The 22,828-nt window shown below is 72.4% G+C and carries 22 protein-coding genes and 1 pseudogene; 13 read left to right on the plus strand and 10 right to left on the minus strand.

Translation table 11 applies throughout. The features are described from left to right. Positions 1–149 precede the first annotated feature (149 nt). From ACFYXC_RS34200 to ACFYXC_RS34210, 3 genes are all read left to right on the plus strand, one after another. Complete coding sequence (locus ACFYXC_RS34200; protein ID WP_389556140.1) at positions 150–1,559, plus strand: maltokinase; 1,410 nt, start codon at positions 150–152, stop codon at positions 1,557–1,559. Positions 1,560–1,563: 4 nt separating this feature from the next. Next, positions 1,564–3,849, plus strand: a complete 2,286-nt coding sequence (glgB, locus tag ACFYXC_RS34205; protein ID WP_389556142.1) for a 1,4-alpha-glucan branching enzyme — start codon at positions 1,564–1,566, stop codon at positions 3,847–3,849. Positions 3,850–3,961: 112 nt separating this feature from the next. Next, positions 3,962–4,864 (plus strand): Gfo/Idh/MocA family protein, encoded by a 903-nt coding sequence (locus tag ACFYXC_RS34210; RefSeq protein ID WP_389556144.1) that lies wholly within the window; start codon positions 3,962–3,964, stop codon positions 4,862–4,864. Between the two features lie 16 nt (positions 4,865–4,880). Here the strand turns inward: ACFYXC_RS34210 and ACFYXC_RS34215 are convergent, their stop codons facing one another. Together ACFYXC_RS34215 and ACFYXC_RS34220 are read right to left on the minus strand one after the other, a co-directional pair. Further along, positions 4,881–6,335, minus strand: coding sequence for an MFS transporter (locus ACFYXC_RS34215; protein ID WP_389556146.1), 1,455 nt, complete (start codon positions 6,333–6,335; stop codon positions 4,881–4,883). Positions 6,336–6,417: 82 nt separating this feature from the next. Next, on the minus strand, positions 6,418–7,023 hold the full coding sequence (locus tag ACFYXC_RS34220) for a TetR/AcrR family transcriptional regulator (protein WP_389556150.1): 606 nt from the start codon (positions 7,021–7,023) through the stop codon (positions 6,418–6,420). A 97-nt stretch (positions 7,024–7,120) separates the two neighbouring features. Here ACFYXC_RS34220 and ACFYXC_RS34225 point away from each other — a divergent pair, with 97 nt between their 5' ends. Next, positions 7,121–8,149, plus strand: coding sequence for a DMT family transporter (locus ACFYXC_RS34225; protein ID WP_389556152.1), 1,029 nt, complete (start codon positions 7,121–7,123; stop codon positions 8,147–8,149). Here the strand turns inward: ACFYXC_RS34225 and ACFYXC_RS34230 are convergent. Then, positions 8,127–8,786, minus strand: coding sequence for a LysE/ArgO family amino acid transporter (locus tag ACFYXC_RS34230; RefSeq protein WP_389556154.1), 660 nt, complete (start codon positions 8,784–8,786; stop codon positions 8,127–8,129). The two genes, ACFYXC_RS34225 and ACFYXC_RS34230, sit on opposite strands and share 23 nt — an antisense overlap. 67 nt (positions 8,787–8,853) lie before the next feature. On the opposite strand from ACFYXC_RS34230, the gene ACFYXC_RS34235 reads away from it, so the two are divergent. Then, positions 8,854–9,813 carry a LysR family transcriptional regulator ArgP gene (locus ACFYXC_RS34235; RefSeq protein WP_389556157.1) on the plus strand — a complete coding sequence of 320 codons (960 nt, stop codon included), beginning with the start codon at positions 8,854–8,856 and terminating at the stop codon, positions 9,811–9,813. Positions 9,814–9,865: 52 nt separating this feature from the next. Here the strand turns inward: ACFYXC_RS34235 and ACFYXC_RS34240 are convergent, their stop codons facing one another. Then, complete coding sequence (locus ACFYXC_RS34240; protein WP_389556159.1) at positions 9,866–10,399, minus strand: hypothetical protein; 534 nt, start codon at positions 10,397–10,399, stop codon at positions 9,866–9,868. 486 nt (positions 10,400–10,885) lie between these two features. On the opposite strand from ACFYXC_RS34240, the gene ACFYXC_RS34245 reads away from it, so the two are divergent. Next, positions 10,886–12,172, plus strand: a complete 1,287-nt coding sequence (locus tag ACFYXC_RS34245) for a DUF4032 domain-containing protein (protein ID WP_388910751.1) — start codon at positions 10,886–10,888, stop codon at positions 12,170–12,172. Here ACFYXC_RS34245 and ACFYXC_RS34250 read toward each other — a convergent pair. Further along, on the minus strand, positions 12,133–12,981 hold the full coding sequence (locus tag ACFYXC_RS34250; RefSeq protein WP_389556161.1) for a universal stress protein: 849 nt from the start codon (positions 12,979–12,981) through the stop codon (positions 12,133–12,135). The genes ACFYXC_RS34245 and ACFYXC_RS34250 overlap by 40 nt on opposite strands. A 333-nt stretch (positions 12,982–13,314) precedes the next feature. On the opposite strand from ACFYXC_RS34250, the gene ligD reads away from it, so the two are divergent. After that, positions 13,315–14,322 (plus strand): non-homologous end-joining DNA ligase, encoded by a 1,008-nt coding sequence (gene ligD / locus ACFYXC_RS34255; RefSeq protein WP_388910745.1) that lies wholly within the window; start codon positions 13,315–13,317, stop codon positions 14,320–14,322. A 63-nt stretch (positions 14,323–14,385) separates the two neighbouring features. Here the strand turns inward: ligD and ACFYXC_RS34260 are convergent, their stop codons facing one another. Both ACFYXC_RS34260 and ACFYXC_RS34265 read right to left on the minus strand, forming a co-directional pair. Beyond that, positions 14,386–15,072, minus strand: coding sequence for a HemK2/MTQ2 family protein methyltransferase (locus ACFYXC_RS34260; protein WP_389556163.1), 687 nt, complete (start codon positions 15,070–15,072; stop codon positions 14,386–14,388). Positions 15,073–15,295: 223 nt separating this feature from the next. Further along, positions 15,296–15,472, minus strand: coding sequence for a CsbD family protein (locus ACFYXC_RS34265; protein WP_388910739.1), 177 nt, complete (start codon positions 15,470–15,472; stop codon positions 15,296–15,298). A 221-nt stretch (positions 15,473–15,693) separates the two neighbouring features. On the opposite strand from ACFYXC_RS34265, the gene ACFYXC_RS34270 reads away from it, so the two are divergent. Then, entirely contained in the window at positions 15,694–16,071 is a 378-nt protein-coding gene (locus ACFYXC_RS34270) for an ANTAR domain-containing protein (RefSeq protein WP_388910736.1), read from the plus strand. A 347-nt stretch (positions 16,072–16,418) separates the two neighbouring features. On the opposite strand, the pseudogene ACFYXC_RS34275 reads toward ACFYXC_RS34270, so the two are convergent. Then, positions 16,419–17,213: pseudogene (locus tag ACFYXC_RS34275) on the minus strand (RNA polymerase sigma factor SigF); the annotation flags it as partial. A gap of 506 nt (positions 17,214–17,719) precedes the next feature. Between ACFYXC_RS34275 and ACFYXC_RS34280 the strand changes: the two are divergent. The 4 genes from ACFYXC_RS34280 (at position 17,720) to ACFYXC_RS34295 (ending at position 20,253) form a co-directional block, all read left to right on the plus strand. Further along, on the plus strand, positions 17,720–18,076 hold the full coding sequence (locus ACFYXC_RS34280) for a DUF6479 family protein (RefSeq protein ID WP_388910732.1): 357 nt from the start codon (positions 17,720–17,722) through the stop codon (positions 18,074–18,076). Positions 18,077–18,200: 124 nt separating this feature from the next. Then, the gene (locus ACFYXC_RS34285) at positions 18,201–19,202 is read left to right on the plus strand and encodes an iron-containing redox enzyme family protein (protein ID WP_388910729.1); all 1,002 of its coding nucleotides are present in this window, start codon (positions 18,201–18,203) and stop codon (positions 19,200–19,202) included. A gap of 92 nt (positions 19,203–19,294) precedes the next feature. After that, entirely contained in the window at positions 19,295–19,519 is a 225-nt protein-coding gene (locus ACFYXC_RS34290; RefSeq protein ID WP_389556166.1) for a CDGSH iron-sulfur domain-containing protein, read from the plus strand. Between the two features lie 107 nt (positions 19,520–19,626). Further along, positions 19,627–20,253: an alpha-ketoglutarate-dependent dioxygenase AlkB gene (locus tag ACFYXC_RS34295; RefSeq protein WP_389556168.1), complete on the plus strand. Its 627-nt coding sequence runs from the start codon at positions 19,627–19,629 to the stop codon at positions 20,251–20,253. Between the two features lie 45 nt (positions 20,254–20,298). Here ACFYXC_RS34295 and ACFYXC_RS34300 read toward each other — a convergent pair whose 3' ends face one another. Together ACFYXC_RS34300 and ACFYXC_RS34305 are read right to left on the minus strand one after the other, a co-directional pair. Beyond that, a complete protein-coding gene (locus ACFYXC_RS34300) occupies positions 20,299–20,709 on the minus strand; it encodes a DUF6114 domain-containing protein (RefSeq protein WP_388910719.1) in 411 nt (136 codons plus the stop codon). Then, on the minus strand, positions 20,709–21,401 hold the full coding sequence (locus ACFYXC_RS34305; protein WP_389556170.1) for a DUF6230 family protein: 693 nt from the start codon (positions 21,399–21,401) through the stop codon (positions 20,709–20,711). The genes ACFYXC_RS34300 and ACFYXC_RS34305 overlap by 1 nt, the downstream gene beginning before the upstream one ends. Positions 21,402–22,160: 759 nt before the next feature. Here ACFYXC_RS34305 and ACFYXC_RS34310 point away from each other — a divergent pair. Then, positions 22,161–22,826 carry a Tat pathway signal sequence domain protein gene (locus ACFYXC_RS34310; protein ID WP_389556172.1) on the plus strand — a complete coding sequence of 222 codons (666 nt, stop codon included), beginning with the start codon at positions 22,161–22,163 and terminating at the stop codon, positions 22,824–22,826. Positions 22,827–22,828: the final 2 nt, after the last annotated feature.

Raw genomic sequence — 22,828 nt, forward strand, 5'->3', positions numbered from 1 at the left:
ATCGGCGGCGTCCGCTTCCCCGCCATCGGCGAACTGCCCTACCTCCTCACCCTCGCCGGCCACGGCTTCTACTGGTTCCGACTCCGAAAGGACGCCGCACCGCTCACCAGACGCCGATTGACGGTGTGCTCCTGAAAGGACGGGTCGTCATGCGCAAGGTCATCTCACCCCGCCCCAGCGGCCACAGTCCGGCTCATCTGCTGACATCGCTCGCCGACCTCCTCAGGACGTGGCTGCCCGAGCAGCGCTGGTTCGCGGGCAAGGGCCGGCGGGTCACGGAACTCTCCCTCCTCTCGGTGACCGAGCTGCACCCGGCATGCCTGCATCTGCTGGTCAGCACCGGGCCGGGCGCCTCCCTCTCGCAGCCCGGGGACTGCTACCAGCTGCTCCTCGGTGTCGGGGACGTCCTGCCCCCTCGGCTGGCCCACGCCCGTATCGGACGGGCCTGCGAGGGGCCGCTGGCCGGTCTGACGGTGTACGACGCCCTCCAGGAGCCGCGGTCGGCCGACCTGCTCCTGGAGCGGCTGCGCACCCCGGGCACGGCGGGCCCCCTGCGGTTCGAGCGGGACGCGAAGGTGTCCCTCCCCGCCGGACTGACACCGCGCCTCCTCGACGCCGAGCAGTCCAACACCTCGGTGGTGTACGGGGACGCGTACATCCTCAAGGTCTTCCGGCGGGTCCAGCCCGGCATCAACCCGGACCTGGAGGTGCCCTGGGCGCTGGCCCGCCAGGGGTGCACCCGGGTCCCCGCCCCCGTGGCGTGGTTCCGGACGTCACAGCCGCAGGTGGCGACGCTGGGCGTGCTCCAGCCGTTCCTGCCGGACGCCGTCGACGGGTGGACCCTGGGTCTCGAAGCGCTCAGCGCCGGACGGGACTTCCGGGACGAGGCGTACGAACTGGGGCGGGCGACCGCCGAGGTGCATCTCGCACTGGCCGCGGCGTTCGCCCCGGGCGCGCCGGCCGGACACGGGAGCAGACGGCTGGCGGCCGCGATGACCGAACGGCTGGACGCGACGAGCCGGTCGGTGCCGGAGCTGCTGCCCTACGTGGACGGCCTGCGCGGCGCCTTCGACGAACTCGCCGTGCTCGACTCCGGCCGTCCGGTGCAGCGGATCCACGGCGACCTGCACCTCGGTCAGGTGCTGCGGGCCCGGGAGCGGTGGTTCGTCATCGACTTCGAGGGCGAACCGGCCCGCCCCATCGCCGAACGCCGGCAGCCGCAGTCCCCCGTACGCGATGTCGCGGGCATGCTGCGGTCCTTCGACTACGCCGCCCGCAGCCGTCACCCGTGGCGTCCGGAGTGGGCACGCCGCAGCCGGGACGCCTACTGCGCCGGGTACGCCGCCCAGGCGCGGTGGGACCCGCGCGCGCAGCCCGAGTTGCTGCGCGCGTACGAGACGGACCGGGCCGTGTACGAGGCCCTGTACGAGGCACGGCACCGGCCCGACTGGCTGCCCGTGCCGATGGCGGCGATCGCCCGCCTGGCCGAGCACGACCCCGCGTCATCCGGCGGTCCGCACACGCCGGTCCCCTCTTTCCACAGCGCTCAAGGAGGCTGAAACCGTGGCAGCCCGCAATATCTCCGTCCCCCTGACCCCGCCGCCGTCCAAGGACGTCCGAGTGGCCCGGGCCGGTCCGTCCGCGGCCGGGCCGGGCGAGCCCGGCGGACGACAGCCGGTGTCCTCGCTGGAGGTGACGGACCGGGAGCGGCTGCTGTCGGGGACCCATCACGATCCGCACAGCCTGCTCGGGGCGCATCCGGTGCCGGAGGGCGTCGTCGTCCGCGCGCTGCGGCCGTTCGCCGAGTCCGTGGCGGTGTCGCTGCCCGACGGGCTGCGGATGGTGCTGGACAGTGAGGGCGACGGTCTGTTCTCCGGAGTGCTGCCGCTGGACTCTGTGCCCGAGTACCGGCTGCTGGTCAGGTACGCGGGTGCGGTCGAGCTGGAGGTGGAGGACCCGTACCGCTTCCTGCCGGCGCTGGGCGAGCTCGATCTGCATCTCGTCCGCGAGGGCCGCCACGAGGAGCTGTGGCGGGCGCTGGGGGCCGAGCCGATGACGCACCAGGGGGTGGCGGGCACCCGTTTCACGGTGTGGGCGCCGAACGCGCGGGGGGTGCGGGTCGCCGGGGACTTCACCTTCTGGGACGGCACGCAGTTCCCGATGCGCTCGCTGGGCGCGGCCGGGGTGTGGGAGCTGTTCCTGCCCGGGGTGGGTGAGGGCGCGCGGTACAAGTTCGAGATCACCTCCCGTCACGGCGGCCGGTTCCTCAAGGCGGACCCGATGGCGCGCCGCACCGAGGTGCCGCCGGACACGGCGTCCGTCGTCACGGCCTCGCACTACGAGTGGGGTGACGCGCACTGGCTGGCCCATCGCGGCGACACACCGGTGCACATCGCCCCGTTCTCGGTGTACGAGGTCCACCTCGCGTCCTGGCGGCCGGGCCTGACGTACCGTCAACTGGCCGAGGTGCTGCCCGCGTACGTCAGCGACCTGGGCTTCACGCACGTCGAGCTGATGCCGGTCGCCGAGCATCCCTTCGGCGGTTCCTGGGGCTATCAGATCACCGGTTTCTACGCGCCCACCTCCCGTCTGGGCAGCCCCGACGACTTCAGGTACCTCGTCGACGCGCTGCACCGGGCCGGCATCGGCGTGATCATGGACTGGGTGCCCGCGCACTTCCCCAAGGACGACTGGGCGCTGGCCCGCTTCGACGGGGATCCGCTGTACGAGCCCGGGGACGACCGGCGTGCCGAGCATCCCGACTGGGGCACCTACGAGTTCGACTTCGGGCGGGTGGAGGTGCGCAACTTCCTCGTCGCCAACGCCGTGTACTGGTGCGAGGAGTTCCACATCGACGGGCTGCGGGTCGACGCGGTCGCCTCGATGCTGTACCTCGACTACTCGCGCGAGGAGGGCCAGTGGGCGCCCAACGCCTTCGGTGGCCGGGAGGACCTCGACGCGATGGCGTTCCTCCAGGAGATGAACGCGACGCTGTACCGGCGGGTGCCGGGGATCGTGACCATCGCGGAGGAGTCGACCGCCTGGGACGGCGTGACCCGTTCCACCGACTCCGGCGGTCTCGGTTTCGGGCTGAAGTGGAACATGGGCTGGATGCACGACACGCTGGAGTACATCCGTCACGAACCCGTGCACCGCAAGTACCACCACAACGAGATGACCTTCGCGATGGTGTACGCGTACAGCGAGAACTACGTCCTGCCGATCTCGCACGACGAGGTCGTGCACGGCAAGCAGGCGCTGGTGTCGAAGATGCCCGGCGACTGGTGGCAGCGGCGCGCGAACCATCGCGCCTATCTGGGCTTCATGTGGGCCCACCCCGGCAAGCAGCTCCTCTTCATGGGGCAGGAGTTCGCGCAGGGCGCCGAGTGGTCGGAGGCGCACGGTCCCGACTGGGGGCTGCTGGATCCGGCGTACGGCGCCGAGGCGGACCACCGGGGTGTACGCGATCTCGTCCGCGAGCTGAACAGCCAGTACCGGGCCACACGCGCGCTCTGGGAGCGGGACGCCTCTCCCGCCGGGTTCGCGTGGGTGGCCGGGGACGCGGCGGAGGACAACGTCTTCGCGTTCCTGCGCTTCGCGGCGGACGGGAAGCCGCTGCTGTCCGTCTCCAACTTCTCTCCCGTGGTGCGGCACGAGTACCGGCTCGGGGTGCCGGACAACGTGCCCGCCTGGCGTGAGGTCCTCAACACCGACGCGCTGTGTTTCGGCGGCAGCGGGGTCGGTACCGACGGCGCCGTCAGGGCCGACGAGGAGGGGTGGCAGGGGTGGGCGGCCAGTGTGCGGATCACCCTGCCACCGCTGGCGACGGTGTGGCTGCGGCCGGCGTAGGCCGGATTTCCGCGAGACCGGGCGCAGGGGGTCGTCGGGCACGTCCCTTCCAGGCTGTTCGTTGTACGGTCGCCGCTTCCGGCATCGATCCCGCAGCGCAGATTGGACTTCCGTGCCCGACATCGTGTCCCCCTGGCCCCACTCCCCCGTCAAGGTCGGCCTGGTCGGCGCCGGCCCCTGGGCGCGTGGGGTGCACGCGCCCGTGCTCGCCGCCGGACCCGAGACGGAACTGACGGCGGTGTGGGCGCGCCGCCCGGAAGCGGCGCAGGAGACGGCGGCGCCTTACGGGGCCGTCGCCGTGCCGCGTTTCGAGGAGCTGCTCGACCGGTGCGAGGCGGTGGCCTTCGCGGTGCCGCCGGACATCCAGGCGGACCTCGCGGCCCGCGCGGCCAAGGCGGGCAAGGCGCTGCTGCTGGAGAAGCCGATCGGGCTGGACGTGCCGTCCGCGCGGCGGCTCGTCGACGCGATCGACGAGGCGGGCGTCGTCTCCCAGGTCGTCCTCACCAACCGCTACCACCCCGTCGCCCAGGAGTTCCTGCGGGCCGCACGGACCATCGAGGTGTCGGGGGCCCGTTCGTGCGGTCTGAGCGGCGCCTTCCTCGGCGGTGACTTCGCGACTCCCTGGCGGCTGGAACACGGCGCGCTGCTGGACATCGGGCCCCATGTCCTGGACCTGCTGGACGCAGCCGTGGGGCCCGTCGTGCGGGTCCGCGGCACCGGGGACCCCCGCCGGTGGGTCGAGCTGACCTGCGAGCACGAGAGCGGTGCGGTCAGCCAGGCGTCGCTGTCCGGGTCGGTCGGCGTGAACCCGGGGATCATGCGGGTCGAGCTCTTCGGGCCCGGGCCCGGGCTCGTGTACGACGCCGCGGACCTCGACCACGACCTGTGCTGGCCGGTACTGCGCCGTGCCTTCGCCACCGCGGTCCGCACGGGAGAGTCCGGCGAGCTGAGCGCCCGCCGCGGCCTCCACCTGCAGGAGCTGATCGCGCAGGCCGCGGGGGCCCTGGAGAACTGAGCGCGCTCGGCCGCAGTCAGGCGCTCACGCTGTAGCGGCGCAGCGCCGGCATCGTCGTGGCCAGCACCAGCATGGACAGGACGACGAGCAGGCCGCCGCCCACGACGGCAGTACGGGCACCGAGCGCCGATCCGGCGGTGCCGTGCAGCACGTCGGCCAGGCGCGGGCCGCCGGCGACGACGACGGTGAAGACGCCCTGCATCCGGCCCCTGAGTTCGTCGGTGACGGCCGAGAGGAGGATGGCCCCGCGGAAGACCATGGAGACCATGTCGGCGACTCCGGCGGCGGCGAGGAACGCCACGGCCACCCAGAGGTTGGCGCTCAGCCCGAAGCCGGTGACGGCCACCCCCCAGGCGATCACCGAGACGATCACCATGAGGCCGTGCCGGCGCGCCCGGGAAAAGGTGCCCGACAGGAGTCCGCCGAGCACCGCGCCGATGGGGATCGCCGCGAACAGCAGTCCGAGCGCCAGGCCCTCGCCGTAGGGCGCGTACGTCTGTGCGGCGAGTTCCGGGAAGAGCGCCCGGGGCATGCCGAGGACCATGGCGATGATGTCGGCGAGGAAGGACAGCAGCAGCACCTGGTGCAGCGAGATGTAGCGGAAGCCCTCCACGATCCCCCGTAGCCCCGCCCGGCCGGCTGCCGCCGTGGCGGTGGCGAGCGGTGGCAGCGCGGGGAGCCGGTGGACGGCCCACACCGTGGCGCACAGGGCCAGGGCGTCGATCAGGTAGAGCTCGGCGAGGCCCACCACGGGGATGAGGGCGCCGGCGAGCAGCGGTCCCGCGACCAGGCCGGTCTGCATGACGGTCGAGCCGAGGGCGTTCGCCGCGGCCAGCTCCTCCTTGGGCACGAGCCGGGCGATGGATGCCTGGCGGGCCGGGGAGTTGAGGCCGAAGAACGCCTGCTGGAGCGCGAGCAGCACCATGAGGACGGCGACCGAACCGAGTCCGGTGATCGCCTGAATCCAGAAGAGCAGGGAGGTGACGGCTATGCCGGTGTTGGTGACGAGGAGGAGTTTGCGCCGGTCCACGCTGTCCGCGATCGCGCCGCCCCAGAGGGCGAAGACGACGAGGGGGAGCAGACCCGCGAAGCTCGCGTAGCCGACCCAGGCCGAGGACCCGGTGATGTCGTAGATCTGCTTGGGTACGGCGACGGCGGTGAGCTGGCTGCCCACGGCGGTGACGATGGTCGAGGACCAGAGGCGGCGGTAGGCGGGCCGGCGCAGCGGCCGGGTGTCCATGGCCCACCGGCGCCACCCGCTCCTCCTCGGACCGGCCGGGCCGACCGGGTCTGCCGGGCCGGCCGGCTCCGCGGCTCCGGCCAGGTCCGCGTCTTTGGCCGGGACCGCCGGGTCCGCGGGGCCCGCCGTGTCGGCCGCGACCGCCGGCCCCGCGTCCTTCGCGTGCCGCTCCGCGCTGTCGTCCGCACTGCCCTTGCTGGTGTCCACGCCCGTCCTGGTTGCTCGATACATCTTTCGATTCGGGTTCACTATCGCCGATGCGGACGGATCGCGGCGCGGTGGGTCGGTCCGTGGACGGCAGGCAGCCCGCCGGTCAGTTCCCGGAACCCGGACCGACGGCCTGGGCGAGCAGCAGCTCCGCCTGCTCGCGGGCCTGCTCCAGCGCCCCGGGGAAGACGCGCAGGCCGAACGCGACGAGGGCACCCTCGTGCAGCAGCATCAGGGTCCGGCCCAGGAAGTCGGCGGTGGCGGGTGCGAGCGGGCGCACGAGATCGGTGAACAGCGTGAGCATCCACCGCTTCTGGCCGATGATGATCGCGTACGCCGGGTGGGCCGGATCGACGATCTCCGCGTGGGCGTTGACCATGCTGCAGCCCCTCGGGCTGTTCGCGTCCATCCACTCGTGCGAGACGTCGAAGACGGTCAGCACGCGCTCCCGCGGCGACGCGCAGACGTCGAGACGAGCGGCCAGGCAGGCGCGCCAGCGCTCGTCGCGGTCGGCGAGGTACTCGACGACGAGCTGCTCCTTGGAGCCGAAGCGGTCGTAGAGCGTCTTCTTGGTGACGCCCGCCTCCGCGGCGATCAGATCGACACCGACCGCGTGGATCCCCCGCTCGTAGAACAGGCGCCCGGCCGCCGCCAGGGCACGTCGGGCCGCGGGGGTCATCGCTACTCGGTGGGGCGTGTCCGCAGTGCTCATCCCTCCATAGTAGACCGATCTGTATACTCGACATCACGGGTATACAGATCGGTCTACTTTTCGGGTCGATCATCCACCTCTGGAGGTGAGCGGTGTCGTGAACATCCTTCTGTCGGTCGCGTTCGTGGGGACCTGGAGCTCCGGTTTCATCGGAGCCAAACTCGGGGCGGGCAGCGCGTCCACCGTCACGCTCCTCATGTGGCGCTTCCTGCCACTGGCCCTGGTCCTCGGCGTCGTCGCCCTGACCGTCACCCGGGCCTCCTGGCGCGGACTGGGACCGCGTGATCTGCTCCGCCAGACCGCCGTCGGGGCGCTGTCGCAGAGCGGCTACCTCCTCACCGTCTACTACGCGATAGAACTGGGCGTCTCCAGCGGGACGACGGCACTGATCGACGGCACGCAGCCACTGGTCGCCGGAGCACTGGCGGGGCCGCTGCTGGGCGTGGCGGTGTCGCGGACGCAGTGGCTCGGCCTGGGGCTGGGCGTGGCGGGTGTCGCCGTCGTCACCGCGGCCGACGCGGGCGCCGCGACGGGCGTCGCATGGTGGGCGTACCTCGTGCCGTTCCTCGGCATGCTGTGCCTGGTCGCGGCGACCTTCCTGGACCGCCGCTCCCGCGCGGACGTCCGTCCGATGGTGTCCATGACGGTCCACACCGTCACCAGTGCCGCCGTGTTCACGGCACTGGCCGCCGCCACCGGAGGTCTGGCGCCCCCGGCGGACCGCTCCTTCTGGACCGCCGTGGTGTGGCTCGTGGTGCTGTCCACGTTCGGCGGCTACGGGCTGTACTGGCTGATCCTGCGGCGGTCCGGAGTCACCAAGGTCAACACCCTGATGTTCCTGATGGCCCCCGTCACGGCGGTGTGGGGTGCGCTGATGTTCGGCGAACACTTCGGGACGCAGACGGTGGCAGGACTCGCGCTCGGCCTGCTGGCCGTCGCGGTCGTGCACCGCGGGGGCCGCGGGGGCCGCGGGGGCCGCGGGGATTACAGGCAGCACCGGGAGCACGGGGATCACAGCGACCTGGGAGATCACGGGGACCTCGGGGAGCACGGGGATCGCGGCGACGGCCCGGACCTCCGCCGGCCCGCGGCGGCGAAGACGCTCACGCCCCGGCGATCAGCGTGACACCGAGCACGATCATCGTCGCGGCGATCAGCGCGTCCAGCACCCGCCATGCCGAGGGCCGGGCCAGCAGAGGGCTGAGCAGCCGGGCGCCGAAGCCGAGCGCGGCGAACCAGACGAGGCTGGCGGTCACCGCGCCGAGACCGAAGGTCCAGCGCAGGGGCCCCCGGTCGGCCGCGAGGGAACCGAGCAGGAACACGGTGTCCAGGTAGACGTGTGGGTTCAGCCAGGTCATCGCCAGGCAGGTGAGCACGGCCCGCCGTCGCGATCCCCCCGCCCCCGCCGCCGAAGCTGTTCCTGTCGTCGTCCCCACGGCCCCGGTCGTCATGCCCTCCGGCGTCAGGGCCGAGGGCCGCAGGACCCGGCGGGCGGCGAGGCAGCCGTACCCGATCAGGAAGAGGCCGCCGATCAGCGCGACCGCGGTGAGTACCGAGGGCCAGGCCACCACCACGGCGCCGACGCCCGCGACCCCCAGCGTGATGAGCGCCGCGTCGGACAGGGCGCAGATGCCCACCACCGCGAGGACGGCGTCCCGGCGCACTCCCTGGCGCAGGACGAACGCGTTCTGCGCGCCGATGGCGACGATCAGGGAGAGGCCGGTGCCGAAACCGGCGGCCGTGGCGGCCAGAGCATTGTTCACGGCGTCCACGCTAGGAAGCGGACCGGGAAGAAGTACAGCTAAAGATTCTTACGTATCCTTAGCCACCGTGATGTCAGAACTTCCCCTCGACCAGGTACGGACCCTGCTGACCGTCGTGGACGAGGGCACCTTCGACGCGGCGGCCGCCGTGCTGCACGTGACACCGTCCGCGGTGAGCCAGCGGGTCAAGGCCCTCGAACAGCGCACGGGGCGCGTGCTGTTGATGCGGACGAAGCCGGTCAGGCCGACCGAGTCCGGCGAGGCCGTCGTGCGCTTCGCGCGCCAGGTGGCCCGGCTCGACCGCGACACCCGGGCCGAGCTGGGCATGTCCGGCGCCGAGGAGCCGACACGGCTGTCGATCGCGGTCAACGCCGACTCACTGGCGACCTGGTTCCTGCCCGCCCTCTCGCGCGTGCCCGCCGAGCCGCCGCTCTGCTACGAGCTGCGCCGCGAGGACCAGGACCACACCGCCACGCTGCTGCGCGAGGGGCTCGTGATGGCGGCCGTCACCTCGTCACCGGACGCGGTGGCCGGCTGTTCCGTCCGCGGTCTGGGCCGTATGCGGTACGTCCCGGTGGCGAGCCCCGCCTTCGCCGGGCGGTGGCTGCGCGGGCGGCCCGGCACTGCGGCGGAGGAGGCCGTCGCCGACGCGCCCGTGGTGACCTTCGACCGGCGGGACGATCTCCAGGACGCGTACTGCCGCACCCTCCTCGGCGGCTCCGGCACCACGCGTGGCCGTCGCGGCGCGAGCGCGGCCCGGCATCTCGTGCCGACCTCCGAGGGCTTCGTCGAGGCCGTCGCCGCCGGCATGGGCTGGGGCATGGTCCCCGAGGTGCAGGCGGCTCCCCTGCTCCGGGCGGGGCGGCTCGTGCGTCTGGCGCCGGACCGGCGGATCGACGTTCCGCTGTTCTGGCAACAGTGGAAGCTCGACTTCCCGGCCCTGGCGGCCGTCGCCGGAGCCGTCGCGGCGGAGGCCGCGGAGGCCCTGGAACCCCTGGCGTCCCCGGGCGGCCACCGGGGCGGCTGAGCGGGCCGCCCGCAGGGCTTCGGCAGCCGGCGACTGCACGGGGTCGGGAGCCTCAGGACGCCGGGCCGGACCCCGTCTCCCGTTCCAGGAAGCTGCTCACCTGGGCGGCGAGACTGTCCATGGCGGAGTCGGGGCGGGCGCCGACCCCGACGGACGAGTCGTGCGGGCCGATGCCGCCCGACCAGAGGTAGCGCTCGGTCCACTCGTCGTCGACCTTCAACTGCACCTGGATGTCCACCAGGGACAGGCAGCTCTCCGGGGCCGCCGCGTACAGGACGGAGGTGACGCGGCGCAGCGGATAGACGTCGAAGCCCTCGATGAACTGCGAGTTGCGCCAGTCCAGAAACGCGCTCTCACCGTCGGTTCCGGTACGGATGTCGAGCTGGCCGTCCTCGAGATGAATGCCGAAGTGTTCCATCGACCGGTTTTCGACGGTCACCCGGAATCGGAAGTAGACCAGGCCCTCGGCCGCGTCGTCCCGCCCGCGCGACGGCTCGGTCTTCTCCAGAGCGTGTACGCGAACGCGCAGGCCGGCATGCTCGTCCTCGTACTCCTGCCAGTCCCCGACCACATTCGGTTCGTACACGGTCCACCTCTCGACCTCAGAGGGCTGCTTCCTATCTGTGCGGGCGACGGGGTGTCAAATGAGCGGAATGGGCTTTGGCCAGGGATTTTGCCGCGCGTGATCGCCGATCAAGCCGTGCGCAGCCAGAACCCGCCTCCCAGGGGTCACCGCCGTCGCCCGGGGGTGCTGCACATCACGTCCCACGGCCGGGGCGGCCGGGGCGGCTCCGGGTGGTCCGGGCGGCGGGCGCGGGGCGGCGTGTTCGAGCCGGGCCGGTGAGCTCCGCGAGTCCGGTGAAACCCCTTTGCAATTCACCGCTCCTTCATTTCCGGGTTCGACATCGGCTGTTTGCGCATTCCTTCTTCCGGTATTCGGGGCCGGTCCCGCTTTCCCGGGACGCCTGCCGCTCGCGGACATTTCGGACCACCGTGTTGACTAAGGGGCCGTCCAGGTGCGGAGATGCTCCTGCGACATGACGGACGACATCGAGGCAGGGCGAAGCGAGCGATGGCATTGCAGATCAGCGCCACGAATCCGGAGCATCCCGCGCTCCTGCTCGACCTGCCCTGGCAGCTGCCCCTGGAGCAGTGGCCGGAGCACCACCTGGTGCCGCTGCCGCGGGGCATCTCCCGGCACGTGGTGCGGTACGCGCGCGCCGGCGCCGAGGTCGTGGCGGTCAAGGAACTGGCCGAACGGCCCGCCCTGCGCGAGTACGAGCTGCTGCGCCGTCTCGACCGGCTCGGCATCCCGGCCGTGGATCCGCTCGCCGTGGTCACCGGCCGCACCGACGAGGCCGGTGAGCCGCTGGAGTCCGTCCTCATCACCCGTCATCTGGGCGGCTCGATGCCCTACCGGTCGATGTTCGAGACGACCATGCGGCCCGCGACCATGCACCGCCTGATGGACGCGCTGGCCGTGCTGCTGGTCCGGCTGCACCTCGCGGGGTTCGCCTGGGGGGACTGCTCGCTGTCCAACACGCTGTTCCGCAGGGACGCCGGGGCGTACGCCGCGTATCTCGTCGACGCCGAGACCGGCGAGGTGCATCCCCGGCTGAGCCCGGGTCAGCGGGAGTACGACCTCGATCTGGCGCGCGTCAACATCAGCGGGGAGCTGCTGGACCTGGAGGCATCGGGCGCGCTGCACCCGTCGGTGGACCCGATCGAGTTCGGCAGGGAGATCTGCCGGCGTTACGAAGGGCTGTGGCGGGAGCTCACCCGGACGTCGGTGTACCCGGCGGGCAAGCACCACTACATCGACCGCCGCATCCGGCGCCTCAACGATCTCGGCTTCGACGTCGCCGAGATGCAGATCGCCCACTCCTCCAACGGCGACACGGTCACGTTCGTGCCGAAGGTCGTCGACGCCGGGCACCACCAGCGTCAGCTGCTGCGCCTGACCGGCCTCGACACCGAGGAGAACCAGGCGCGGCGGCTGCTGAACGACCTGGAGAGCTGGATGGCCACCCAGGAGGACCACGCGCCCGGCGATCCGCTGGGAGCCCGGCCCGAGGTGCTGGCCCACCGGTGGGTCCGGGACGTCTTCCGTCCCACCGTGCGGGCCATACCGCTGGATCTGCGCGGTTCCATGGATCCGGCCGAGCTCTACCACGAGCTCCTCGAACACCGCTGGTACCTGTCCGAGCGGGCCCAGCACGACATCGATCTGGACACCGTCGTCGAGGACTACGTCACGAACATCCTGCCCACGGTGCGGGACACGCTGTCGCCCCCGACGGGCGCCGCCGAGGAGGCCGGTCAGGCCGGCGGGACGACCGCGACCGGCGAGGGCGCGTGATGGACGACGGCGTGGGCCACCGAACCGATCCGTGAGCCCACGGCCGAGCGATGGGCACGCCGGCCGACCACCATCAGCTGGGCCCGTGCCGCCACCGAGAGCAGCACCTCCCCCGCGCTGCCCATCTCGACCTGCTGGGTCACCTTCACGTCGGGGTACCGCTCCAGCCAGGGCTGCAGCGCCAGCTCGAGCGCCTTCTTCTCGTACGGCTCCAGGCCACCCGCCTCGTCGGCGAGCGCCAGTGAACCCGGGCTGTAGGTGAAGACGGTGGGCAGGGCCCAGGCGCGTACCACGCGCAGGGCGGCGCCGCGTGCCGCCGCCGCCTCGAAGGCGAACTCCAGGGCGGCCGCGCTGTCCTCCGGGCCGCCCTGCTGTCCGACGACGATCTCGCGGCCGGCCGCCTCCGTCTCGGCGCGGTCCTGGGCGCGCACGAGAACGACGGGCCGGGTCGCCGCGGCGATGACCTGCTGGCCGACGGAACCGAGCAGGAAGCCGACGATCGCTCCGTGGCCGCGCGAGCCGAGCACCAGCGTGTCGGACTCCGCGGCCGCGGCGGTCAGCGCCTCGACCGGACCGCCGTCAAGGAGGTCCGTGGTCACCGTCAGGCCGGGGTGGCGTCCGCCGGCCTCGTCCGCGGTGCGCACCAGGGCCTCCTGGGCGTCCGCCGCGCGGTCCTCGGCGTCGGACTTCTCCCGGGCGTGCACGATGCGCAGCGGCAGCGAGCGGCGTACCGCTTCCCTGGCCGCCCAGTGCACGGCGGCCAGGGATTCGGCGGAGCCGTCTGCTCCCACGGTGATCGGGCGGGTCATGTGGTGGCCTCCGTAGCGTCGGTCGAGGTGCCCACGCTACCCAGCGGCTCCGCCCGTCCGCAGGGCGGTGCCGTCCGCGGTGGCGAGGGAGAGGAGCTGCCGTCTGCCGGGTCCGGTCGGGGCGGGGCCGTTCGGGGTGCTGTCCATGTGCGCTCCCGGGGAGGAGAACGACGTCAGGACGATTTCGGGACGTCGATGCGGTCGGCGTGACGGGCACGCCGACGGTCTCGGCGGTCGCCGGGGTGTGCGGTCGCGGGCTCCTGTGGCCTGCGGGACGATTCCTACGGCGGGGAGAGGACGCACGCGACGACGAGCGGTGAGGAGTGGGCGGCCATGACCGACCTCCTGGGCTCCCTGCCCGAGGACCACCGGCGGCTGCTCCGTGCCGCGGCGCCCGGCGTCGAGCTGGCCTCCCGGCCGATGCTCGCCACCCTCAGCGACCGGCGCGACTTCCCCGGTGAGTGGCTCTTCGAGCGGAAGCTCGACGGCATCCGCGCGCTGGCGGTGCGCGAGGGCGGGCAGGTTCTGCTGCTCTCCCGCACGGGCAACCGGCTCAACGACACGTACCCGGAGATCGTCGACGCGCTCGCCGCGCAGTCGTGCGCGGACTTCACCGTGGACGGGGAGATCGTCGCCTTCGCGGACGGCCGTACCGACTTCGGCCTGCTCCAGCAGCGGATGGGGCTCACCCGCCGCCGGGACGTCGAGGCGAGCAAGGTCGTCGTGACGTACCACCTCTTCGACCTGCTGAGGCTGGAGGGCGCGGACCCGGCACGGCTGCCGTTGCGCACCCGCAAGTCACTGCTGCGACGCGCCCTGACGTACCGGACGCCCCTGCGGATGACGACCCACCGCAACGAGGGCGGTCCCGAGCTGCTGGCCGACGCCTGCGCCCGGGGCTGGGAGGGGCTCATCGCGAAGCGGGCCACCAGCCCTTACCAGCCACGCCGTTCGGCCGACTGGCTCAAGCTGAAGTGCTCCCTGGAGCAGGAGTTCGTGATCGGCGGCTGCACGGAACCGGGCGGCAGCCGCGCCGGGTTCGGTGCCCTCCTCGTCGGCCACTACGACGGTGACAGGCTGCGGTACGCGGGCAGGGTGGGTACGGGCTTCGACCGCCGTACGCTCCTCGCGCTGCGCGGGGCCCTGGACCAACTCGCCCTCCCCGCCTCCCCGTTCGCCGACCGGGTGCGCGAGACGGGCGCACGCTGGGCCGAGCCGGTGCTGGTCGCGCAGATCGCGTTCACCGAGTGGACACGGGACGGCATGCTCCGCCATCCGCGATTCCTCGGGTTGCGTCACGACCGTCAGGCCCGCGACGTCGTCCGCGAACGTCCGGTGTGAGACGACCCGCCCGGACGGCCGCCCCGGACCGTCGGGCGCGTACCCGGCGGTCCGGGGCCGCGGTCAGTCCCGCTGGGCCCGGACGATCACCAGTTCCTCGTTCGCCTCGCGCGCCGCGAGCCGGCCGGATTCCCTGAGCCAGGGCAGCCGGGAGCGGAGCACGGGCCCGAACGGGATGTACGCCCGGTCGCTGACCGTGGCCGTCAGGCCCGCGTCGGCCAGCCGCCCGAGGGTCTCCTCGGTGCCGCTCAGGGCCGACTGGGCGATGAGCAGGACGCCACCGGGGCGCAGGACGTGCGGTGCCTCGGAACAGATGCGGTCCAGGACCGCGCGCCCGTCGAGTCCGGCGTTCCAGGCCCGCTCGCGGCCCCGGCCGGTCGCCGGCTCCGAGGGCGGCGTGGGCACGTACGGCGGATTGCTGATGACCATGTCGAAGGAGCGGCCCCGGACCGGTTCGAGCAGGTCACCGCGGTGGACGGTGAGGCGCTGCCTCGCCCGCCAGGCGTTCAGGCGGGCGGTGAGCACGGCCCGCCAGGCGATGTCGACCGCCGTGACACGGGCGCCTTTGCGCGCCGCGCAGATCGCCAGGGTTCCGGTGCCGGTCCCGAGGTCGAGGACGTCCATGCCGGGGGCGGGCCCCTCACGGTAGAGGGCCCGGGCGAGAAGGAAGGTGTCGGCCTGCGGTGCGTAGACGCCCGGCGGCGCCACCACCGGTCCCGGAGGGCGTGACGGGTCGACGAGAAAAGCCATGAAGGTAGTCCTCTGTCCGTGCGCCCTCGCGGGTGCGGGGTCAGGTGCACTCGGCCGCCGAACGCCTGGTCGGGCACGTCTTTCCAGCCACCGAGTGCCCCTGGATCACTCCTCCACACCTCGCCCGTCACAGGCGCCCCGCACGCGGACACGGGAACGCCCCCGGCGGTCGTGGGAGGCCACGATGACCGTTCCGGGGGCGTGCCGTGGAGGGGCGCCGTGCTCAGCGGCCGGCCGTCTTCTTCCCCCGCTGGGAGGTCTTGGCGGTGACCTCCTTGGCCCGGCCGGCCATCTGCTCGCCGACGCCCTCGCCCTCCATGGACTTGTCGTCCATGACCCGGCCGGCGGTCTCCTTCATCTTGCCCTTCATTTGCTTGGCCTTGCTCTTCGCCTTGCTCATCGTGTTCCGTCCTTCGAACGAGGGTGGACTGGCGTCTCCACCCTGCGCCCGACGCCCATCCTTCGCAATCCGTGACGTTTCGGCACCCTGCGTGACAGCGGCCGGTCCGGCTGGCCGTGCGCTGGCACGCGTGCGGCGGAGTGCGGACGATGGGTTGCGAGCGTGGAGTCCGGTCGGGGGACGACGCCACGGACCGTGTGCCGCTACCCCGGAGGGGACGAATGACGTCAGACGTGGGTTCGGGTACCGACGAGCCCGGCGGCGGCCCGCACGGGCACGCCCCGTCCGGGGAGGAGTCACCCCGGATCGTCGAACTGCAGGAGGAGATCGGCCGGCTCAAGGTGGCCGTGACGTCCCATGCGGTCGTGGACCAGGCGATCGGCATGATGGTCGCGTTCGGCCGGGTGACACCGGAGCAGGGATGGTGCGTACTGCGGGAGGTGTCGCAGCACACGAACATCAAGCTGCGGAACATCGCGGAGCTGATCATCGTGTGGGGCCAGAAGGGCGATCTGCCGCCCGCCGTGCTGGCCGCCCTGGAGGACGCCCTCGACCGGTACGGCCCCACCCGCCGTCCGGAGTACGGCCCACCCCCGTGAGGAGCGTTTTGTCCGGACTCCGCTGGTTACTTCGGAGAGTGGCAGGCCGCCGGCGAACCGCTCCCGGGAGGGTTCGGCAGTGAGCTCGCCGTGCGGCCGCCCGGCCCGGGAGCACCCCGCGCCGGGCGGCCGCGTCCGTTCACACGGAAGCGGGAGCCCGACCGGCGGGGGCCTGACCGGCATCAGATGACGTCGGGTGCCTGACCGGTGACGGGGGCTCGACCGGTGACGGGGGCCTGGTCGGTGTCCGGCACCTGGCCGGCGTCGTCGGGAGCCTGGCCGGCATCGATGGTTCGACCGGCAACGGGCCTCGGGGCCGGTGCGACACCGGGTGCGGCCTCGGGGTCGGGGTCGAGATCGGCCAGGGCCTCGTCGCGCACCTTGGCGCAGCACCCGCTGAGCAGCCGCGAGACGTGCATCTGCGAGATTCCGAGGTGCTCCGCGATGCGGCCCTGCGTCATCCCCCTGAAGAAGCGCAGGTAGAGGATGGTGCGCTCGCGCTCGGGGAGCGCGGCGATGCAGGGCTTCACGGCTTCGCGGTCGACGACCAGATCGAATCCGGTGTCGGACGCGCCGAGGGCGTCGCCGAGCGCGTAACCGTCGTCGCTGCCGGGCAGTTCGGCGTCGAGCGAGAGGGCGGTGAAGCTGTCCAGGGCCTCGAACCCGGCCCGGACGTCGTCCTCGGTCATCCCGGCGTGGGCGGCGATCTCGGCGACGGTGGGCCGGCGGCCCGGGATGGTCTGGGACAGTTCCTTCGCGGCGACGCGGACCCGGTTGCGCAGGTCCTGGACGCGCCGCGGCACATGGAGGACCCACATGTGGTCGCGGAAGTGGCGTTTGATCTCGCCGGTGATGGTCGGGATGGCGTAGCTCTCGAAGGCGTTGCCGCGCCCGGGGTCGTAGCGGTCGACCGCCTTGACGAGGCCGAGCGCCGCCACCTGGACGAGGTCTTCGACCGACTCCCCCCTGCCCCGGTACCGCATGGCGATACGGTTCGCCATGGGCAGCCAGTCGTTCACCAGTCCGTCACGCAGGGCTTGACGCTCGGCCCCCTCGGGCAGGGTGGCGAGCCGCTCGAAGGCCGCCGCCGTGTCAGGGGCGTCGTCGTGGGGATGCTGCTTGGTCCTGACGGTGATTGGCATGGTGCGTCGCATCTCCCTCAGAGGGTGCTTTCGGAACAGTCACCTTGGGAGGGCGCGCAAAGGGCCCGGCCGGGACACAACCGGGGCAGGCCCGGCTCGCCGGCTCCCACGGACGTGCCTCCGGTCCGAAGCACTATGCATGAATTCCCCCAAAGGGGACATCATCAAACTATTCCTTTCATAGCATGACTTAACGCGTTCGGCCGGTCGTGGAGGGTGACGGAGACGGGTCCCGCGGGGGTCGCGCCGGGCAGTGGCCCGCGTCGAGCGCGTGGCGTACGGACGTCGAGCGCATCGCTGTACGGACCGGGATTTTCCGGGCCCCCAGCCACCCAGGAGGTTGAGGCCACGGTCGCGACCCCGTTGCTCCCGCCGGGCGGGTTCCGCCGGTGCGGCGGGTGAGCGGAAACTCCGCCCGGTGCGGGGGAAGCGGCTCCTCCCGCGGACCAGGGACGGACGTGAGCCGCCGCACGGTTTCGGACGGCGTCGCAGGGTACCCGGTGACCATGGACTACAACGCGACACCACTGGCTGCCTCAGGATCCGCAGTGGGCGGAATCGTGCCGTTCCTGATCGGCGTCATCGTCGTCGGTGGCCTGATCTTCGCCGTCTGGTGGGGACGCCGCCAGCGCGCCGAGCAGCCCCCGCCGCCCCGCCCGGAGGAGCAGCCCCGGCTCCCCGAGTCGGGCCCCGTGGGCGAAGTGCGTGAACGGCGTGAGCCCACCGAGGTGCCGCGGGGCGAACGGTCGGACCCGCACGATCTCGGTGGCGGGCCGTCGCACCGCGCGGCCGACCAGGAGACGCCGACGTGGGACGGGAACAGCGGCGGCGGTTTCGGCAGCGGCGGTCCCGGCCGGACCTGACCCGCACGAACGCCCGCCCTTCGAAGCGCGCCGGAACGCCGACAGGTGTTCCGGCGCGCTTCGGCGTTCCCCCGCGGGGAGACCGCGCAGGTGAGGGGCCCTCGATCATGGGTACCCGGTCCGCATGGAACCTGCAGTCAAGCGCCCGGTCGCGGAACCGGAACTCCCGCCGAGCCGTGGCGAGATCTCCGCGGCGCTCATCGCGTACCTGCGCGGTGCGGGCCCCCTCCCGGACGATGCCGTACTCGCCGGCGCCGACCCGCTCGGCGACGATGTCCAGCTCGCGCTGTACCTCTGTTACGAGCTGCACTACCGCGGGTTCGCCGGAGTCTCCGGCGACCGCGAGTGGGACCCGGACCTGCTGAGGGTCCGTGCGGCGCTCGAACGCCCGTTCCTCGCGGCGCTGCGCGCCGGGGCGAGCCGGCACGACCACGCGGACGAGGCGCTGGACGCGTTGCTCGTGGAGCCCCTCGACGGCCAGGGCGTGTCCCATTTCCTGCAGGACAAGGGCGAGTTGTGGCAGTTGCGGGAGTACGCCGCCCAGCGCTCGATCTACCACCTGAAGGAAGCCGACCCGCACGCCTGGGTCCTGCCGCGCCTGTGGGGGCGCGCGAAGGCGGGCATGGCGGCCGTGGAGTTCGACGAGTGGGGAGGGGGGCGCGCCGAGCGCGTGCACGCCCAGCTGTTCGCCGACCTCATGACCGACCTCGGTCTGGATCCGGCGTACGGGCGCTATGTCGACGCGAGTGGCGCTGAGGCGCTGGCCGTCGTCAACATGATGTCCCTGTTCGGTCTGCACAGGGAGCTGCGCGGCGCCCTGGTCGGTCACTTCGCCACGGTGGAGATCACTTCCTCCCCCGGCTCCAGGCGGCTGGCGAAGGCGATGCGGCGCAACGAGGCGGGTCCGGCGGCCGAGCACTTCTACGCCGAGCACGTCGAGGCCGACGCGGTGCACGAGCAGGTCGTCCGCCGCGAGGTCGTGGCCGGCCTGCTGGAGGAGGAGCCCCACCTCGACGGTGACGTCGCGTTCGGCGTCGATGCCACCGAGTGGCTCGAGGACCGTCTCGCGGACCGGCTGCTCAAGTCATGGCGGTCGGGCCGGACCTCGCTGCGCACTGCCGTATGAACCCGTCGGACCCAGCCGTCCGACGGGGCGCCGGGACGGACCCCGGGACCCGGCCCCGGAACACGTCGTCGAGAGAAAGGCGGTGAACGGCCGTGCCGGACACCCCCGCCGAACGTCCGCGCCGGATCGTCGCCCGGCGCGAGGGCCCGATGCTCGTCGAAGGCCCGGTCGAGATCGAGCTGGAGGACGGCACCACCGTGTCCTCCGACCGCTTCTGCGTGGCCCTGTGCACCTGCAGGCGCAGCCGTATCTATCCCTGGTGCGACACCAGCCACCGCAAGCACACCCCTGCCGCGCGCCCCGCGTCCGACCACTGACCGCCCCGGTACGCCCCGGCGGACTTGAGCCGCACCCGCGGGCCGGTCACGCGCGCTCACACCTTCTCGATAGCACACACATTCGATTCAGCGGGTAGCCTGGAGGCATGTCCACGCACCTCCAGGGTTCACTGTTCGACCAGAGCGACGCCGTCCGCCTCGGCCCGCTCACCGGGCTGCGCCGGACGGTGCTCGGCGACGGGGCGTGGATCGATCTGCTGCCGGGCTGGCTGCGCGGCGCGGACGACCTCTTCGCCCGGCTCGCCGACGAGGTCCCGTGGCGGGCCGAGCGGCGCCAGATGTACGAGCAGGTGGTGGACGTACCGCGGCTGCTGGCATTCTACGGCGCGGACGACCCGCTCCCCCACGCCGTCCTCGACGAGGCACGGGACGCCCTGTCCGCGCACTACGCGGACGAGCTGGGGGAACCGTTCACCACGGCCGGCCTCTGCTACTACCGGGACGGCCGGGACAGCGTGGCCTGGCACGGCGACCGGATCGGCCGCGGCGCGCACCGGGACACCATGGTCGCGATCGTCTCCGTGGGAGCGCCGCGCGACCTGCTCCTGCGGCCCCGGCGCGGTGGCGCCGCGGTGCGGCGTCCGCTCGGGCACGGCGACCTGATCGTGATGGGCGGTTCCTGCCAGCGCACCTGGGAGCACGCGATCCCCAAGAGCGCCCGGGCGGCGGGCCCGCGCGTCAGCATCCAGTTCCGGCCGCACGGCGTGCGGTGACCGCGCGGCGACCGCACGGTCACCGCCGTGACGACGCGCCGCGCGTCACGGCCGGCGCGTCACGGACGCCCCCACCGGCGTACGGCCGCGGCGCCGCCGGTTCCGGGCGGGGCGCGGTTCCTGGTCCGGCAGCCAGCCGAAGGTGAGGCAGCTGCCGACGACACCGAGGAGGAGGCCGATGAGGAATCCGCCCAGGTTCGAGGTCAGCCAGGTGCCCAGAGACGCCAGGACCCCGAGGACCGAGTAGAAGAGGCGCTGCGCGGGGTTGAAGAGGATCAGCAGCCCGCAGATCAGCATCAGGACCGGCAGGAGATAGCCGGCCAGGCCCTGCATGCCGATGTGCATGACGACCTTGAGCGACGCCTTCTGCGTGAGCAGGATCTCCGCACCGCCGAGGGTGAGCAGCAGTCCGCCCCAGAAGGGACGGACCGCGCGCCAGCGCCGGAAGGCGGCCATCAGCACCCCTGGTCGCTGAAGCGGAGCTTCAGGCCGGGCAGCTTGAAGACGGCTGCCGTGGTGGCGTAGTTGGTCTGCCGCAGGTTGCCGATGTGGACGGTGTCGGCCTGCTGGCTGAAGACGCCCTTGGGGCCCCGCGTGTGCGACTTGTCGAGCGTGGAGGCGTCGTTGCCGATCTCGATGTTGTCGAAGGCCGCGTTGCCCGACAGTTCGGTGGAGTCGGTGGTGAGGTTGGTCGCGGAGACCTTCTGCGAGCCGGCGCCCGCGGTGATGAGCAGGTTGGTGCCGCCGAGGTCGACGCTCTGGCACAGCTTCTCCAGGGTCGCCTTCTTGATCGCGGAGACCACCACCAGGACCTGGCCCCCGGTGTCACCCTCGTTGGGGCTTCCCTCGGCCATCCGGTCGAGGGCGCCGAACTGCGCGAAACCCTCGCCGTCGAGGTTGGTCGCGGTGACGGTGAACGGCATGCCGGATATCGCGAACTGCACACCCAGGGCCCCCTGGGCGGTGAGGATCATGAGCCCCGCGGCGACCGCGGCGGCCGGGACGGCCATCACCGCGGCGCGGCGCAGCCGGACCCGCCCCCGTCTCACGGGGCTTGCGGGGGTCGTGGTCGTGGAACCGCTTTCCGGCGCTCCGGAGGGTCCGGGGAGGGAACCGGCGGACGGGTCGGCATCCGAGGACGAGGGCATATGTCTGCTCCCAGGGCATGGTCGACGCGGGACAGGGCTTCGGTTGGCGTTGTCCTGGCGCGGACAGCGCGTACGGCGCACGCCTCCTCGCACTCCCGGTGGGCGCAAGGGCTTTCTCGTTACGCGGTAGTAGCCGCGACGGAAGTTACCCGCGGTAAGCCGCGAGGGTCAAGCACTCTGTGCGAAAAGGGAGTCGGAGATGTGACGACGGCATGAAGGGCTCGGCCGCAGCACCGAAAGGTCTTCCCACCGACCCGGGACGGCGCGGCCCGCACCGGGCGGATCACCGGCCCGGACGCCTGATGGAACGTCAAGTTGCTTGTGGGCTCTTGACGTTGCCCCACACTCAGGTCTACAACTCTCCCTGGCTACGCACGGACCCGTGGCGCCGGGTCCGGCCGGCGACGCACGTCGATTCCCGGGTTCCGTCCCGTCACACGGCCGTCGGCCCAGCATCTGGCCGACGGACCCGTCACACCGTCGGCAGGCAGCCACGCGGCCGACGGCCGCCATCCGCGGACCGACCGCACGGGCGATCCGTGTGCGCTCCTCCGCGGCAGCTCCCGCACGGCACCGGCACGGTCGCTTCCTCCCGGGACCGTGCCCGGTCGCCCCACCCGCCGGTCCCGTGCCGGGGGCCGTCCTTCGACGCCCCCGGCCGGCCGGCACACCGCCGCCGGCGCGTCGCGTACGGAGAAGGCGCGGCGGGCCGGCGGCGGCCCGCTCCCCCACCCCCACTCTCGAGAATGAGGCACCCGTATGCGTACTCGGACTTCCCTCGCCCTGGCCGCCGCCGTCACGGCGCTCACCCTCTCGGCGGCCGGCCCCGCCTCGGCGGCCGACGGCACGGTCCTCACCACCGGCGGCCCCGGCGGGACGGCGGTCGCCGCCGGTGACGTCCTCAGCGCCTCGCTGGCCGCGGGCACGAACGCCACGCTCTACTCCAGCAGCACCGGCACGAGCGGCGTCTCCTGCTCGTCGTCGGCCTTCGTGGCCGAGGTCGTCGACAACCCGGCGGCACCCGGCACGGCCACCGAGTCGGTCACCAGCCACACCTTCGACAGCGCCGGCTGCACCAGCAACGTCGCCGGCGTGCTGGGGGTCACCCGCATCACGGTCGACAACCTGCCCTACACCGCGACGGTCACCTCCGGGGGTGCCCTCACCATCACCCCGGCGGCCGGATCGACCATCCAGACGACGGTCGTCCTGCGCACGCTGCTCGGCAGCATCACCTGTGTCTACCGCGCGCCCGGCATGACGGGCACGGCGGACAACACCGACAACAGCATCTCGTTCTCGAACCAGCAGTTCACGAAGTTCTCCGGCTCGTCGCTGTGCTTCAGCAACGGCTACTTCAGCGCGAAGTACGCCCCGGTCACCGACACCTCCCAGGCGGGCGGCCCGGCGGTCTTCGTGAACTGATC

It is taken from the genome of Streptomyces sp. NPDC002701, from assembly GCF_042889045.1.
Lineage (GTDB): Bacteria > Actinomycetota > Actinomycetes > Streptomycetales > Streptomycetaceae > Streptomyces.